13 protein-coding genes are annotated in these 15,334 nt (G+C 67.8%); 5 read left to right on the top strand and 8 right to left on the bottom strand.

Features of this window, described 5'->3' with window-relative positions:
- Positions 1–160 precede the first annotated feature (160 nt).
- The 4 genes from Q0579_RS15035 to Q0579_RS15020 all read right to left on the bottom strand — a co-directional run bounded on the left by Q0579_RS15035 (position 161) and on the right by Q0579_RS15020 (position 6,050).
- Complete coding sequence (locus Q0579_RS15035; protein WP_298813818.1) at positions 161–934, bottom strand: Crp/Fnr family transcriptional regulator; 774 nt, start codon at positions 932–934, stop codon at positions 161–163.
- A 543-nt stretch (positions 935–1,477) separates the two neighbouring features.
- Positions 1,478–2,215, bottom strand: coding sequence for an SDR family oxidoreductase (locus Q0579_RS15030; RefSeq protein ID WP_298813817.1), 738 nt, complete (start codon positions 2,213–2,215; stop codon positions 1,478–1,480).
- A 2-nt stretch (positions 2,216–2,217) separates the two neighbouring features.
- Positions 2,218–4,440, bottom strand: a complete 2,223-nt coding sequence (locus Q0579_RS15025; RefSeq protein WP_298813816.1) for a hypothetical protein — start codon at positions 4,438–4,440, stop codon at positions 2,218–2,220.
- A 95-nt stretch (positions 4,441–4,535) separates the two neighbouring features.
- Positions 4,536–6,050, bottom strand: coding sequence for an MFS transporter (locus tag Q0579_RS15020; protein WP_298813815.1), 1,515 nt, complete (start codon positions 6,048–6,050; stop codon positions 4,536–4,538).
- 161 nt (positions 6,051–6,211) lie between these two features.
- Here Q0579_RS15020 and Q0579_RS15015 point away from each other — a divergent pair, with 161 nt between their 5' ends.
- Genes Q0579_RS15015 through Q0579_RS15005 form a run of 3 tightly spaced genes read left to right on the top strand, consistent with a single transcriptional unit; the run spans position 6,212 to position 8,786 of the window.
- The gene (locus tag Q0579_RS15015) at positions 6,212–6,715 is read left to right on the top strand and encodes a ferritin-like domain-containing protein (protein ID WP_298813814.1); all 504 of its coding nucleotides are present in this window, start codon (positions 6,212–6,214) and stop codon (positions 6,713–6,715) included.
- Positions 6,716–6,735: 20 nt separating this feature from the next.
- Complete coding sequence (locus tag Q0579_RS15010) at positions 6,736–7,734, top strand: beta-propeller fold lactonase family protein (RefSeq protein WP_298813813.1); 999 nt, start codon at positions 6,736–6,738, stop codon at positions 7,732–7,734.
- Positions 7,734–8,786, top strand: coding sequence for a zinc-binding dehydrogenase (locus Q0579_RS15005; RefSeq protein WP_298813811.1), 1,053 nt, complete (start codon positions 7,734–7,736; stop codon positions 8,784–8,786). Before Q0579_RS15010 ends, Q0579_RS15005 begins: the two co-directional genes overlap by 1 nt.
- 141 nt (positions 8,787–8,927) lie before the next feature.
- Here the strand turns inward: Q0579_RS15005 and Q0579_RS15000 are convergent, their stop codons facing one another.
- Positions 8,928–9,971 carry a ferritin-like domain-containing protein gene (locus Q0579_RS15000; protein ID WP_298813808.1) on the bottom strand — a complete coding sequence of 348 codons (1,044 nt, stop codon included), beginning with the start codon at positions 9,969–9,971 and terminating at the stop codon, positions 8,928–8,930.
- A gap of 50 nt (positions 9,972–10,021) precedes the next feature.
- Complete coding sequence (locus tag Q0579_RS14995; protein ID WP_298814128.1) at positions 10,022–11,014, bottom strand: ferritin-like domain-containing protein; 993 nt, start codon at positions 11,012–11,014, stop codon at positions 10,022–10,024.
- A gap of 136 nt (positions 11,015–11,150) precedes the next feature.
- Between Q0579_RS14995 and Q0579_RS14990 the strand changes: the two genes are divergently transcribed.
- Together Q0579_RS14990 and Q0579_RS14985 are read left to right on the top strand one after the other, a co-directional pair.
- Positions 11,151–11,717: a sigma-70 family RNA polymerase sigma factor gene (locus Q0579_RS14990; protein ID WP_298813806.1), complete on the top strand. Its 567-nt coding sequence runs from the start codon at positions 11,151–11,153 to the stop codon at positions 11,715–11,717.
- Positions 11,707–12,438, top strand: a complete 732-nt coding sequence (locus tag Q0579_RS14985; RefSeq protein WP_298813804.1) for an anti-sigma factor — start codon at positions 11,707–11,709, stop codon at positions 12,436–12,438. Before Q0579_RS14990 ends, Q0579_RS14985 begins: the two co-directional genes overlap by 11 nt.
- 37 nt (positions 12,439–12,475) lie before the next feature.
- Here the strand turns inward: Q0579_RS14985 and Q0579_RS14980 are convergent, their stop codons facing one another.
- On the bottom strand, positions 12,476–13,876 hold the full coding sequence (locus tag Q0579_RS14980) for a mannitol dehydrogenase family protein (protein WP_298813802.1): 1,401 nt from the start codon (positions 13,874–13,876) through the stop codon (positions 12,476–12,478).
- Positions 13,873–15,285, bottom strand: a complete 1,413-nt coding sequence (uxaC, locus tag Q0579_RS14975; RefSeq protein WP_298813800.1) for a glucuronate isomerase — start codon at positions 15,283–15,285, stop codon at positions 13,873–13,875. The genes Q0579_RS14980 and uxaC overlap by 4 nt, the downstream gene beginning before the upstream one ends.
- Positions 15,286–15,334: the final 49 nt, after the last annotated feature.

Genomic DNA, 15,334 nt, shown 5'->3' with positions numbered 1-15,334 from the left:
GCTCGACCTGCCGCGCCTGCTCGCGCGGCAGGCGATCCCGTTCGCGTTCGTGACCGGCTACGATCGCGCCGCGATCCCGTCGAGTTCGCGTCGTACGCGCGCGCGGAGAAGCCGATCGCACTCGGCCGCGCGGTTCAGCTCGTCGAGGACATGTGCGGCGTCAGGACACCCGTCGCGTGAGCGCCACCGAACGATCACGTGGCGCGCCGAGGCAGAGGTAATCGGCGTCGAACTCGCCGATCGACGCGAGTGCGCGCCAGTCCCGGATCGTGATCTCCGATCGTGCCCACAGGATCAGCCCCTCGTCGCGCAGCGTCTTGATTGAGCGATTGACGTGCACCGCGGTCATGCCGACCGCGTCCGCGATCTGCTCCTGCGTGATCGGGAAACAGAAGGTCCCGTGGCGCAGCCGGCCGATCTGATCGTAGCGCAGCGCCATCTCGCACAGCAGATGCGCGATGCGGCTGCGCGCATTCTTGCGCCCGACGTTGACCAGCCAGCGCGCCAGGATTGCGCTGTCGACGATGCAGTCGCGCCATAGCGCAGCCGACAATTCCCCGTGCGCTGCGACCAGATCGCGCAGCGCATCGTGCGGCACCTTGATGATCGTCGAATTGGTCAAGGCATGGAGTGGCGAAGCGGCCTGCGCCAGCATCAGCGTGTCCAGCCCGACCATGTCGCCGGGCAGGTGGAAGCCGACGATCTGCCGGCTGCCGTCCTCCAATTGTGCGAAGCGACCGATCAGTCCCTCGACCACCAGGCAGCAATGCTCCACCTGCTCGCCGACGCGCACGACATCGCGGTGCGCGGCGACGGTCTGCGGATATCCCGGCAGTGCGAGCACAGCGGTGCGTTCTGCCTCACCGAGCTGCGAGCGCGCGCCCAGCCGTTCCAGGAACAATGCCAGCGCCTTGCGCCTTGGTCCGATTTCCATCAGTCTCTCCCAGCGCCAACCAAGATCAGTGTCTCATAGAAGAAGTTTTCAGGCTTTAGCGCAGGTTAAGTGGCAGCGCTGTTTGGCGCCTCCTTTCATGCTGTTTGACTAACCCAGGCTATTTGCACTGTTCAGATACCGTTTCGGGCATCGATCGGGCGCAACGCGAGATCAGGTGGGCGCACTCGTGGTCGTGTGGTCTACCATGCCGGGCGCCACCACTTCTTCACCGTCACCGTCGCCGTGTACCGTCACTGTGGCATTGTCACTGGGATGGACTTGGCGGCGGGTGTCTGGCTGCCCGCCGCATAATGCCAGATCTGTTTACGTGGGCGACACCCCAGCCGCCAAGGTCAGCGTCGCGCCGGCGGGATTGCCCGTGCAGCGGTCGGTTTGCGCGTTCATTGTTCCCGTTTGCCGAGCGATTGGCGTGGCGGGCGGGCCGCTGCCGGCTGCTCGCGATCGAGCCTCTGCCCAACACCTTACCCACCGTCATCACCAATCGCGCAATTCGTTGGCACGGTGATGAAGGTCAGGCGCGGATCAGCTCGTCTTTTGGATAAGCGGCTCGATCCTGAGATTGACGACGTCGCACGTCCGCGAGCGGGTGAGCACGAACAGGATCGCGTCCGCCACCTCGTCGGCAACCAGCATCTTGCCCGCCGACACTGCCGCGCGTTTCTCCTCGTCGCTGCATTCCTGCATCTCGGTGTCGACCGATCCGGGCTGGATCACGCTGACCTTGATCCCCTTGTCGGCGACCTCCTTGCGCAGTGTCTCGGCAAAGGCCTGGATGCCGGCCTTGGTCGCGGCATAGACGCTCTCGCCCGCCGCCTTGATCTCGGTGCTGATCGATCCGACGAACAGCAGGTGCCCGCCCGCTTCCTCCATCCGCAGGATCGCGCCGCGCGCGCAGGCGAGATAGCCGGTGAGATTGGCGTCGATCACGTAGCGCCAGTCGTCGTCGGCCATTTCGTGGATCGGCTGCGCGCCGAGTGCTGCGCACGCGACCAGCATGTCGATGCCGCCCAATCGCTCGTCAACCGCAGCGAACACCGTCTCGATGCCCTCACGCGTTGCGCTGTCGGCGACGATGCCGATCGGTGCGTGCGCACCGTCCGCGGCCGACAGCGCATCGTCGAGCGCGGACTGATGCCGCCCGAACGTCAGCACGTGCGCGCCCGCCGCCACCAGCCGCAGCAGCGTCGCACGGCCGATGCCCGTCGTGCCGCCGGTCAGCAATATGCGCTTGCCGGCGAGATTGGTGGTGTCGATGCTCATGGTCACTCCCAGGTCAGGATCAGCCGGCCGTTCGCGGGCACGTGATAGTCGACGCGGTCGCGCGTTGTCGCATGTGCACGGATCGCGTCGCCGCCCGCGGTGGTCAGCGTACTCTTGGTCAGATGCTGGCGCTTCGATCGCACCAGCCGCAGGTTCGCGACGCAGGTGTCGCCACCGTCGAGGTGGATCGTCAGCACGCGGTCGCCGGTCCGCTCCACCGCGCGCAGCAGATTGTCGCAGAACAAGAGGAACGGCGCGCCGTCGATACGGTGGAACGCGCGCGAGGCGAAGATGAACGCCGCGCCCGCGCCGTACACTTCCTGCCCGACCTGCCCCGCCTGCTGCCCGTCGGGGTACAGATCCTCGAGCGGAAAGGAGAGCGCGCGGTCGACGTGGCCGTTGGGCTCGCGCTGCTTGTCGGCGATCGCCTCGCGCGGCAGCGCATCGGGATAATAGAACCACGCGCGCGACAATGCATATTTGCAATATTCGGCAATCAGCATCCGTGCCTCGGGATCGAGATCGGGGCCGCTGTCGCTCAGGTAATGTTCGAACGCGACGAAGCTGTCGAAACACTCGTACATCGCCATGTACGGCGCGTCCTGAAGGCAGGTGACGCCCATGAACGTCTCGTACGTCGCGGCGTGATCCAGCTTGCTGTCCCAGATCACCGCATTGTGCAGGAAGCTGGCGAGATAAACGTAGCTCTGTTCCAGATACACGTCGCGGTTGGTGATCCGCCACAGCCGCATGCACGCCGCCGCGCCCCAGGCGGTCAGGTTCGCCTGATAGTTGATGTTGAACCGCAGCCCCATCGCCGCGTCGATCGCGGCGCGTGCTTCGTCAAGGAACGCCTTGTCGTCGGTCAGCTCGAACGCTTGCAGCATCAGCCAGGCGTAGATGCCGCCGACATCGGTCTGCCCGCGTCCGTCGACCGGCGCGGTTTCCTCGATGATCGAGAAATCGGTCACGTCGAACTGGACCGGCCAGCGATAGTCGAAATGCCGGGCTGCCTTCACCGCATAATCGATCCCGTCGAGAAACAGCGCCCGCGCGTCCTCGTCGCCGTCCAGCGCCAGCGCGCCTAGGTTGATCAGCGGATGGTAGAGGTACCAACTGTCGACCGCGTCGGCGTTCTTGTCGTCGCCGACGTTGGGCAGGTAGCGACGAAGCGTGCCGAGCTTTGGGTCGAAGAACTTGCGCACGCCGGCCTTGAACTCGGCCTCCAGCGGGTGCGGTTCGCCGCGCCATTTGCCCCAGTCGTGCAGCGCGGCGACGACCGACATCTGCACCATCACATCGGGATATTCGGCGGCGACATAAGGGTGGACGTAGCGGTGGCCGTAATGGCGGATCGTCGCCTCGGGCGCTTCGTCTAGGTCGCGCGCCGAGCGCTCGGCGCGATCGACCCAGTCGCGATACTCGACCGGCGGCAGCTCGAGCATCCGATACGCGCTGCCGAGCATCTGAATGAAACGCCGCGCCGACTCGCGCTCGTGCGGGGGCGCGTCGTGGCGGAACACCAGGATCGTGTCGGACAGCGTCACCACCTCGCCGGCGTGCAGCGCGACCTCGTTCGGATCGGCCTTGGATGATGGCACCGGCAGGTCGTAGCCGAGCTCGGGCCACGCACCGCCCACCGCCTCGCGAGGCTTGGTGCCCGTCGCGCGGAAGTAATCGTTCGAGGCAGTCAGGTTCTGAACGTAGAGCACATTGCCGAACGCGGGTTCGTCGATGCTGAAATACAGCAGCCCGGTGTTGATCCCGCGCTGCAACGCCTCGACATTGCCTTGCACGTCCAGCGGATCGTCATTCTTGCCGAGCGGATACAGGTCGCGCGGTGCGAACGGCAGCACCATTGCTTGCATGGGCGTGAAGCGCGTGGTGATCCGAAGATGCTCCAGCGCGTCGTGGCGCGCGGTGACGCTGATGACATGCTCGCCTATCGCGCTCGTCAGGCGCAAGCGCGCCGCCTCGCCCGGTGACGCGCGCACCGCCTGCGCCTCGAACGGGACCGTCAGATATGCCGCGCGGATCGCGAGCCCGCCTGCCCCCGCACGCCGCACGATCGCGAACACCGAATCGTGGGTCGTCCGCACTTCGACCGAGAGCTCGCCGATGTCGAAGCGGTGCAGCGGCTTGCCGCCCTCGCGCAACACCGCCGCGAGCGCGAGCGCATGCGGGCTGACCGGAGTGGGTGCCTCGATGGTTGCGATGTTCGACATTGCCTTTGCCGCCTTGGGACAGATGCCATGTGAAGCGCCGCGGGGCAGGGGAGTTCCGGCTTGTGCCTGGCTCTCCAGCATGTTGCTAATACAGGCTAGGCAGATTGTCGGCCGCGCTGTTTCGCCGCTTGTGCGCGGCGCAACCGGGCGCGCAGCCGCGCATCACGCAACAGCGCGCCGGGCAGGTCGGTCGCCGCGCGCAGCCCTGCAACGCTGGAAATGTTGCGGATGGTGCGGCGTGTCTCGTTGAGCAACTGCCCCACCATCTCACGCCGCTCGATCTCGCCGCGTTCCTCGACCAGCGACAGCCGGTGCACCGCGTAGAGCCCGATGATCCCTGCGATCAGAAAGTAGAAATCCCACTGGCTGAGCACGATCGGCAGCGCCAGATCGCCGTTCGGGCCGGTCCAGCGCGCCACCAGCTCCAATCGACGTTTGGCGAAGAATTCCGCCAGCAACCCGCCCAGGATCGGCGCCAGACCGGCCGCAATCGCGGTCACCATCGCGTTGGTCGCGACATAGGCGGTAGCCGATCCCTTGGGCGACAGCTTCAGCGCGATGTTGGTGCTCGTCAGCGTCACCCCCGCGATCGTCGCGCCCATGACAAGGTGGAGCAGCACCAGCCACAGCTTGACCGCGGTGCGATCACCCAATTGCGACGCCCCGATCATCGCGACGATGGCGAGGATGTACGCCGGCGCGCACACCGCGAGCACCGACTTGTTGGCGAACCGATCGCTCAGCGTGCCCCACGACCTGAGCGCCAGGATGTTGGCGATCTGGCTCGCGACGCTCAACAGCAGCACGAAGCTGATGTTGAAGTGCAACTGGCGCACGATGAACACGGTGAAGAACGGCGTCGCAAGATTGATCGCGAACTGCCAGCTCGCCACGAACACCAGCAAGCGGCGGAAATTGAGGTCGCCGAGCGGTTGGCGCAGCAATTGACGCAGGTCGAGCCGGATCGTCGCGGGCAGCATGGCGGGTTCGGGCATCATCGCGACGACGCGCGCGCTGGCGAGCCCGGTGACGCAGCCGATCGCGAACATGCCCGCGAACACGAGGGCGCGCTGCGGTGAACCCGGCTTCGTCACGTCGAGCGCCAGCGCGGCGACGAGGCCGAGCGCCAGGCTGATCGCCGTCAGCCACACCGTGCGGCGCGCAAACAACTGACCCAGCCGCTCCTCGGGTGCCAGATCGCGCATCCAGGCGTTCCACGCACAACTGCCGACCGCGCCCAGCCCGCACAGGATGGCCTGCGCGACCAGGAACACTGCGAGCGGCACGGTGCCGTGGAAGAATGCCGCGGCGGCCATCACCGCCAGCATCGTCCGCCCGATCAGGCTGGATACCACCGCGATCTGCTTGCGCCGCCGCCAGCGTTCGACCAGCTGGATCGCGGGCAGTTGCAGCAGTTGCGCGAGAAAGGGAATGCTCGCGAGCACGCCAACCATCGCGGTCGATGCGCCCAGATGAAGCGCGAAGGCGGTCAGGATGACACCCGTAGTCAGCGCCGCCGCGCCGCCCGAGAACACCGCCTCAATGATGAGCAGCCGCAGCCCACGCTCCTGCTCAGCAGGCGTTACCTCAGGCTGTGGAGACAGGCTCATTACGGCACGCAACGTTGCGTCCGGGTACGCGGTTGCGTGCGGACTACCTGATCCATGTTGCTGTGAAATAGGGGAAATTGGGCGGATCGGTGCGTGATCGTTGCGCGTCTGAACGGTTCACACAATCAGGAGTGAACCCAATGGCGACAGCATGAGACACCATGCGCGACCTGTTCGTGACCGGTTTGACCAACGCGCACGCAGTTGAGAAGCAGGCGCTGTCGATCATGACGCCGCAGGTGTCGCGCATCGTCAATTATCCCGAGGTTGCCGACCGGTTGCGGCTCCACATCGAGGAAACCAATGCGCAGATCGCGCGGCTCGACGAAATCCTGGACGGCTTCGCGACCAGCGGATCGGCATTGAAGGACATGGGGCTGAGCATGTCGGGCAGCATGGCCGCGATCGTCCACAGCGCGGCGGGCGACGAGATCGTCAAGAACAGCTTCGCCAATTACGCCTTCGAGCATTTCGAGATCGCGGCGTACAAATCGTTGCTGGTCATGGCCGAGGACGGCGGCTTCCCCAACGCGCTGCCGCTGCTGCGCCAATCGCTGGCCGAAGAGGAAGCGATGGCCACGTGGATCGATGAGTCGCTGCCGATGGTCACGCGCCGTTACGCCAGCCTCTACGCCGAGGCAGGGTCGAGCGCGGCGAAGGTCTGATACCGGTCGGGTACAGGTGGATGCAGCGGGTGATCGCGGGTGGCTATGCCGAGGCGGGTACCGAGGGACTGTACCTGCTGGAACATGGCCCAGGCAGCCTCTTGGTCAGCGATGTCGTCGCGCCGGTGCGCAACGTGTCGGCCGGCATCGCGGATGTGACGGGCACGGGCTGGTTCTTCGTCGATGAGATGGCGGGCGAGCTGGTGCTGCTCGACGCAGCGCGCGATTGGCGCGAGCGCGCGCGCGTGCCGTCGGGTGGCGAGCAGCCATGCCATCTCGCGCTCGCGGCCGACCGTCGTCACCTCGCGGTCGCGCATTACGGCAGCGGGACTATTGCGCTGTTCGCGCTCGACGGCGATGGCGCGCCCTGTTCGCCGCCCGCGCGCTACCAGCATCACGGGGGTGGATCGAATGCCGAGCGGCAGGACGGCCCGCACGCGCACTGGGTCGGCTTCGACGCGGCGGGACGATTGTACGTGACCGATCTCGGCACCGATCAGCTATTGGTGTTCGGCCCCGACGATCACGCGCTCGCCGCTCCGCGCGTCGCTTACCAGGCGCCGCCCGGCTCCGGTCCGCGGCAGATCGCGTTCCACCCGACACTGTCTGTGGTCTATCTCGTCAGCGAACTCGCCGCGACGATCACCGTGCTCGATGTCGCGGACGACGGAACGTTGCAACAGCGGCGCATCCACGCGACCCTGCCGGACGGCGTCGAGCGGGGCGACACGCTGGGCGGCGCGATCCTGCTTCGCGGCGACCGCCTGTTCGTCAGCAACCGCGGCCACGACAGCGTCGCCACCTTCGCGATCGACGATGCCGGCGACCTTCACCTGCTGGCGGTGCCGCATAGCGGCGGCGCCTCGCCGCGCTTCCTGTTGATCGACGCGGGCCACCTGCTGGTCGCGCACGAGCAGGCGGGCGGCGTCACGCTGCTGCCGCTCGGTGACGATGGTGTGCCGGGCGCGGTCATCGCCCGCGCCGACGTGCCCGGCGCCGCATTCCTGGGAGTTCTGTGATGAAAGCCGCGCTCAAGACCGCCGATGGTCGCTTCGAGATCCGGCAGGTGGACGAGCCGGTGCTGCCCGCCGCCGATTGGGTCAAGGCGCGCGTGCGAATGGCGGGTATCTGCGGCACCGACCTGCGCCACTGGCAAAAGGCGGAGGAGGAGCTGCACTGCTGCATCATGGGCCACGAGCTCGCGGGCCAAGTGGTCGAGGTCGGCGGTGATGTGACGAACGTCGCGGTCGGCGACCGCGTGCTGATCGAATCGGTGCTGGGCTGCGGGCAGTGCGAATGGTGTCGCGTGCAGCAATACAATCGCTGCCCCGATCTCTATCCCACGCGGCGCGCGAGCGTGTCGCGCGCTTATGCCGAATATGTCGTCGGCCCGGCGCACAAGTTCCACCCGCTGCCCGACCATGTCGGGTTCGATGACGCCGCGCTGCTCGATACCTATGCGGTCGCGCTCCACGCGCAGCATCTGTCGGGGCTGACCATCAACGCGCGCGTCGCGATCATCGGGGCGGGGCCGATCGGGCTGGCGCAGACGATGCTCGCGAAAGCGAGCGGCGCCGACGTGCTGATCATCGACACCGTGCCGCACGCGCTGGCGCTCGCCGAGCGGCTGGGCGCCGACCGCGTCGTCAACTCGGCCGAGCGTGATCCGCACGACGCGGTGATGGCGATGACCGGCGGGCGCGGCGCCGACGTGGTGTTCGAATGCGCGGGCGGCACCTCGATGCCGGAAACGCTGCCGCTGGCGACCCGGCTGGTGCGGCGTGGCGGCAGGGTGGTGATCGTCGGCGGGTTCGACGCGGGCGAGACGACGATCCCGCTCGAATGGCAGCGTATTCAGATGTCGGAGATCACGCTGATCCCGAGTGCGAGCTTCGCCTTCCACGACATCGACGCGGAGCAGGTGACGGTGTTGGAGCTGGTAGCGAAGGGCAAGCTGAAGACGCAGGAGCTGATCACCCACCGGTTCCCGCTCGAACGCATCAACGAAGCGTTCGAGGTGGCGCAGAACCGGCGCGAGACCGGCGCGATCTTCGTCGGACTGGAGGTCTGACGGCGACCCTGGGCAACAGCCACGACCGCCGTGCTACCATCGGGGCGGGTGCTGCGTCCGATCTCCGACGCTTCGAATGCCACGCGACGATGCAAAGAGGCGGTGCTCAGGCGATCGCGGATCGCCCGAGCACCTGAGGCATCATCCCAAGCCGACGCGCAGCGACGCGTTGGGGTTGTTGGTGCCGTTGGGGAAGAAGCCGCCGCCGGTCCGGTTGGCGCCGGTCGCGTTCAGGTACACGATGTTGTGCACCTGCTGGCTATTGCGGCTGTACGTGATCCCGTTGACGTTCGCGGGCACCAGGTTGGCGGCGTTGTTCGCGCCGACCAGGCCCTGATCATCGTCCGATCCGATGCCGCGCACGTCGTCGTTCGTCGGCGTGCCGTCGAGCAGGTCGCGCGCGTCGGAGATCTTGGTCGTCGCGGTGATGAGCGACGCGGTCGACATGCCCTTGGCATAGAGCACGGTGCGCACGATCCCGGCGTGATACGCCTCCGCCGCCAGGATGCCCGCCGCGGCCTCCAGGTATGTCTTGTTGCTGAGCAGCGGCGCCGCGCCCTTGTAGGCGGTGACGCCCACGTCCTCGAAGAGGAATGCGCCGAGCAGGAAGTTCTCCGGCGAGGCGTAAGGGTTGAACGTGTCGGTCGCACCGATCACCCCGGCCGCGCGCGCTGCCGCGGTGAAGGCGCCGTTCGCGCCGCCGTCGATGTTGATGTTGGGCATCGCCACCGCAGCCGATCCGAGCGCGGTGCGCAGGAACGCCACGTGCGCCGCCTCGTCCGCCGCGATCTCGCGCGCATAAGCGCCGACGACCGGATCACCGGAGAAATTGACCTGCGCGCCACCGGTGACGGTGCCGCCGGCGGTTCCCGTCCCGCTCGCGGTCTGCGCCGCCGACAGGCCGGTGCCGTTGACCGCGTAAAGGTAGAATTGCGCTTCGAGATATTCGAGGTTGAGCGCGAGGTTCAGGATGTCGCTGTCCGACACCGTGGCCGAGGTCGGCGTGGGGGTCGGGGTCGGCTGCGGCGTCGGTGGGTAGTTCTCGTCCTCCTTACACGCCGACAGCAGCGATGCGCCGCCCAGCAATACCGCGCCGCCCCCGGCGGCCTTCAGGAAGCCGCGACGCGCCGCGCGGCGGTTCTCCGCGGCGGAGAGGATCTCGATGGCTTTGAACGGGTCGATCATGTGAAACTTTCCTTGAGAACGTCGGTGGAACATCAGCGAAGCAGCACCCGTCAGGTGGTCGACTTGATGTTTCCGTTGACGCCGTTGGGGAAGAAGCCGCCCATCGTCGCGGTGCCGGCGTTCAGGTACACGATGTTGAGCACCTGGCCGGGCGTGCGGCTGTAGGCGAGGCCGTTGCTGTTGAGTGGCGAAAGGTTGGCGGTCAGCGTGGCGCCGCTGCCCGAGGGTGCGATGCCCTGATCGTCGTCGGGGCCGATGCCGCGCACCGCGTCGAGCGTCGGATTGCCGTCGAGCGTGTCACGCGCGTTCGAAATCTTCTCGGTCGCGTCGATCAGCCCTTGCACGCCCTTCGAGTAGAGCGTCGTGCGCACGATCGCGGCGTGATAGGCTTCCACGGCCAGGATGCCGGCGGCGGCCTCCAGGAAGGTCTTGTTGCTCAACAGCGGGGCGGCGCCCTTGTAGGCGGTGACGCCCACGTCCTCGAAGATGAACGCGCCGAGCAGGAAATTGGTCGGCGAGGAATAAGGATTGAACGTCTCGGTCGCGCCGATCACGCCTGCCGCGCGCGCCGCCGCGGTGAAGGGGCCGTTCGCATCGGAGCTGATGTTGATGTTGGGCATCGCCACCGCCGCCTGGCCGAGTGCGGTGCGCAGGAACGCGACGTGCGCGCGCTCGTCTTCCGCGATCTCGCGTGCATAGGCCCCGACCAGCGGATCGCCCGAGAAGTTGACCTGTGCGCCACCGGTGACGGTACCGCCGGCCGCGCCGGTGCCGCTGGTGGTGAGATTGCTGGCAAGCCCGGTGCCATTGACCGCGTAGAGGTAGAATTGCGCTTCGAGATATTCGAGGTTCAGCGCGAAATTGAGCACGTCATTGTCGGTCACCGTCGTCTGCGCCAGCGCGGGATCGGCGTAGGCGAAGGCACCGCCCACCGCCGCGACGCCGAGTGCCGCGGTGAAGAATGCACGGCGATCCGCCCGGCGGCGCGCGCGCCCGTCAAATGTCTCGATCAGTTGATCCTGCTCGGCTCGAACGTCCTGCATCGTCACTAGGCACCTCCCAGCCCACGAAAATCGTCACGGAACGGCTTCCATCACATGGGCGCTTGGAGATACGGGGCTAATCAGGGTTAGGATGCGGGCACGGTCATAAAAAATGACGGTCGATAAATCGGACGCGTTGGCACGCCGTACGGCGCTGATCACCGCACTCGCTGACAGTGCAGCGGGTGATCAGCGCGCTTTTCGCCATGTCTACGACATGACCTCGCCGAAGCTTTTCGGCATTTGCCTGCGTATCTGTGGTGAACGACAGGCAGCCGAGGACGTGTTGCAGGAGGTATATCTCATTATCTGGCGGCGGGCGGGGGCATATGAGCCCGCGCGCGGCAATCCGGTCACCTGGCTGTGCACCATTGCGCGCAACCGCGCGCTCGACTGGCGGCGGTCGAGACGGCCGATCGCGCTGGTGTCGAGCGATCCGACCGACGAGGCCGCGGCAGCGGCGATCGCGGACGACAGCCTGCTCGCCGACGGTCTGCTGATGGTCGCCGAGGAGCACGGCCGGCTGCGCCATTGTATCGGCAGCCTCGACGATCGCCCGCGCGCCGCAATCCACGCTGCCTTTCTCGACGGAATGACCTATGCCGAGGTCGCCGAGCGATCGGCGGTGCCGCTGCCAACGATGAAAAGCCTGATCCGTCGCGCGCTGATCCGTCTGCGGGAGTGTATGCGCGATGACGGATGAGGATCGCCTGCTCGCCGCCGAACTGGCGATCGGGCTGCTGGCGGGCGAGGAACGGTCACGCGCAGAGGCGCGGGCGAGCGATGACGTGAACTTCGCGCGCGAGGTGGAATGGTGGCAGCAGCAGCTCGCGCCGCTGCTGGAGACGGGGGCGGACGTGCCGCCGCCCGAGCACCTGCGCGAGCGGATCGACGCGCGCCTGGGGGTGCCCGTGCTCGACACGCCTGCGCTTGACGAGCTTTTGCGCGGCAGAGCGGCGGACGGGCGGCGGGCTGCGCGGTGGCGCTGGATCGGCATCGGCGGTGCGCTCGGCGCACTCGCTGCCACGATCGTCGCCTGGGTGGTCACGCCGCCGCCGCCAGTGGTCCCGCCACCCGTGATCGCGCGCGCGCCGTCGCTGCTCGTCGCGTCACTCGCCTCCACCAGCGGAGATGCGAAGCCGGTGACAATCGTGATCGAGCGCGAGCGGGCGACGGTTCGGCTCGCGGGCGCGATCGAGGTGCCGGCGAACCGGGTCGGTCAGCTATGGCGCATCGCACCCGGCGGCAAGCCGATCTCGCTGGGCGTGCTGCCCGCGGCGACCGCGTCGCGCCTGCGGCTGGCGCGCGCGATGCTGCCGGTGGCGGGCGATCAGGTGGCGATCTCGGTCGAGCCCAGTGGCGGTTCACCGACCGGCCAGCCCACCGGGCCCGTCATCGCGGCGGGCGCGCTCGCCGAAGTCTGACCCGCGGCGTGCGTCCGCGGTGCGGAACGGCCGCCGGTCAGCGATCCGGGCTGTCGATCATGCCTTTCACCATTTGCGTCAGCGCGGCGCGGCGCGTCTCGTCGAGCGCCGCGGGGGCGGGAAGCAGGCCCGCGGGCGCGAACAGCGCGTCGGCGATCCCGTCCGCGCCTGCCTCGCGCCACGCCGCGGCGAGCCGATCGGCCAGCGGGTCGGCGATGGTGCCGCGGTCGCCGCGCACGAACACGATCCAGGCGGCGAGCGCCTGCAGCGTCGCCTGGCACGGCGTGTCACGCCCGCGCGCGCTCGCCAGTCGCTCTAACCAGCGCGGGCCGATCTTCTGCGAGCCGTCGGTCGCGATCTGGTCCAACCGGTGCGCGAGCGCCGGGTTGGCGAAACGGTGCAGCAGCGCGTCGATATAGGCGGGCAGGTCCTGCCCGGCGGCGGCGTCGATCGTCGGCGCGGCCTCGACCCGCATCAGTCGTTCGACCAGCGGACGGATCGCGGGGTCGGCCACCGCCTCGTGGACGAACGACAATCCGCGCGCGAGCCCGAGATAGGCGAGCGTGGAATGCGCGCCGTTGAGCAGGCGAAGCTTCGCGGTTTCATAAGGAGCGACATCGGCGACGAATTGCGCACCGCCCGCTTCCCAACGCGGACGCGGGGCGGCGAAACGGTCCTCGATCACCCATTGACGGAACGGCTCGGTGAAGACCGCTGCCTCGTCGCAGACGCCGAGCCGGTTCGCGAGCGCATCGATCTCGGTTGGGGTAACGGCGGGAACGATGCGATCGACCATCGTCGACGGGCACGCGCACTCGGCCTCGAACCACGCGCGCAGATCGGGCGTGGTGACCTGCAGGAACTCGGCGATCGATCGCTGCAGCGCGGGGCCGTTGGCGGTCAGATTGTCGCACGACACCAACGTCATGCCGGCATGCCCGGCCGCACGCCGCGCGGCAAAGGCATCGCGCAGATAATGATAGATCGTGCGCGCGCCGCCGGTCGCCACACCGGGATCGAGCGTGCCGTCGGGCCGGCGGTGATAGCCTTTCTCGGTGATCGTCAGCGTGACGACGCGCGTGTCGCGCGCGGCGAGTGCGGCAACGACCGCGGCAGGATCGCGCGGCGCGACCAGCACGTCGCGGATCGCGCCGATGACGCGCGTCCGCTCGGCCGATCCGTCGCGCTCGCTTAGCGTATAGAGGCCATCCTGCGGCGCGAGCGCGTCGTGCACCTGCGGCGAGCGCAGCGACACGCCGGTGATCGCCCAGTCGCGGTCGCCCGCCGCCATCGCGCGGTCGGTATTGGCGGCCTGGTGCGCGCGGTGGAATGCGCCGATGCCTAAGTGGACGATGCCGCGGCGCTGAGCGGTCTGGTCATAGTCCGGGCGTTCGACGTCACCGGGCAGGCGCGAGAGCGTGGCGGGCGAGAGCCTCACAGCCGGTATGCCCGGCGTGCGAGCCCGACCGTCAGCTCGTGCGCGAGTTCGGCGGCCTCCCAGTCTTCCAGCCGGTGCTCGGCGACCAGGCGGGCCAGAAACGCGCAGTCGACGCGGCGCGCGACATCGTGGCGCGCGGGGATCGACAGAAACGCGCGCGTGTCGTCGTTGAACCCGACCGTGTTGTAGAAGCCCGCGGTCTCGGTCGTCATCTCGCGGTAGCGCCGCATCCCCTCGGGCGAATCGTGAAACCACCACGCCGGGCCGAGCCGCAGGCACGGGTAATGGCCGGCCAGCGGGGCGAGTTCACGCGCGTAGGTCGATTCGTCGAGCGTGAAGAGGATCAGCGTGAAATCGCGCTCGTTGCCGACCACGTCGAGCAGCGGCTTCAGCGCGGACACGTAATCGACCCGCATCGGGATGTCGGCGCCCTTGTCGCGGCCGTGGCTGGCGAACAATGCCGCATTGTGGTTGCGAAACGACCCCGGGTGCAATTGCATCACCATGCCGTCCTCCACGCTCATCCGCGCCATCTCGGTCAGCATCTGCGCGCGGAACAGGTCGGCATCCTCGGGCGAGGGATCGGGGCCCGTCACGCGCGCGAACAAGGCTTCGGCCTCGCGCGGGGACAGGTTGGCGGTGCGGGCCGCGGGGTGGCCGTGATCGGTCGCGGTCGCGCCGGCAGCGCGGAAGTCGGCGCGGCGGCGGCGATGCGCGGCGAGATAGCCTTGCCACGACCACACGTCCTCGCCGGTCAGCGCGGCGAAGCGCGCCATCGCGGGGGCGAATTGTTCGTGCTCGACGTCGATCACGCCATCGGGGCGATATGTGGTGACGACGCGCCCGCCCCATCCCGACGCGCGGATCGCGTGATGCGCCGACAGATCGGCTTCCGCGCCTTCGGTGGTGGCGAGCAGCTCGATCCCGAACCGGTCGAACAGCGCGCGCGGGCGGAAGGCGGGCGAGGCCAGTTTCTCGGCGATCGCGTCGTAATAAAGGTCGGCGGTCGCCGCCTCCAACTGCACGTCGAAGCCCATGATCTCGGCAAAGACATGGTCGAGCCACAACCGTGACGGCGTGCCGCGAAACAGGTGGTAATGCGCGGCAAAGGTCCGCCACGCCGCGCGCGGGTCGGTCGCAGGCGCGCCTTCGCGCGACGGTACGCCGAGCTCCTCGAGCGGCACGCCCTGACTGTAGAGCATGCGAAAGATGTAGTGATCGGGTGTCAGCAGCAGCTCGGCCGCATTCTCCCATGCTGCGTCGGTCGCGAACCAGTGCGGGTCGGTGTGGCCGTGCGGCGAGACGATCGGCAGGTCGGCGACCGCGGCGTACAAGGTGCGCGCGATGTCGCGCTGGACCGGATCGCTCGCGAACAGCCGGTCGGGGTGGAGGCGCAGCGGGCGGGTCATCGGCGCGGATCGCGCGTGATGATCGGGGCGCTTTCTCGCATATCCTCTC

It is taken from the genome of uncultured Sphingomonas sp. (assembly GCF_936927845.1).
Taxonomy (GTDB): Bacteria; Pseudomonadota; Alphaproteobacteria; order Sphingomonadales; family Sphingomonadaceae; genus Sphingomonas.
This window is presented reverse-complemented; position numbering and strand designations above follow the sequence as displayed.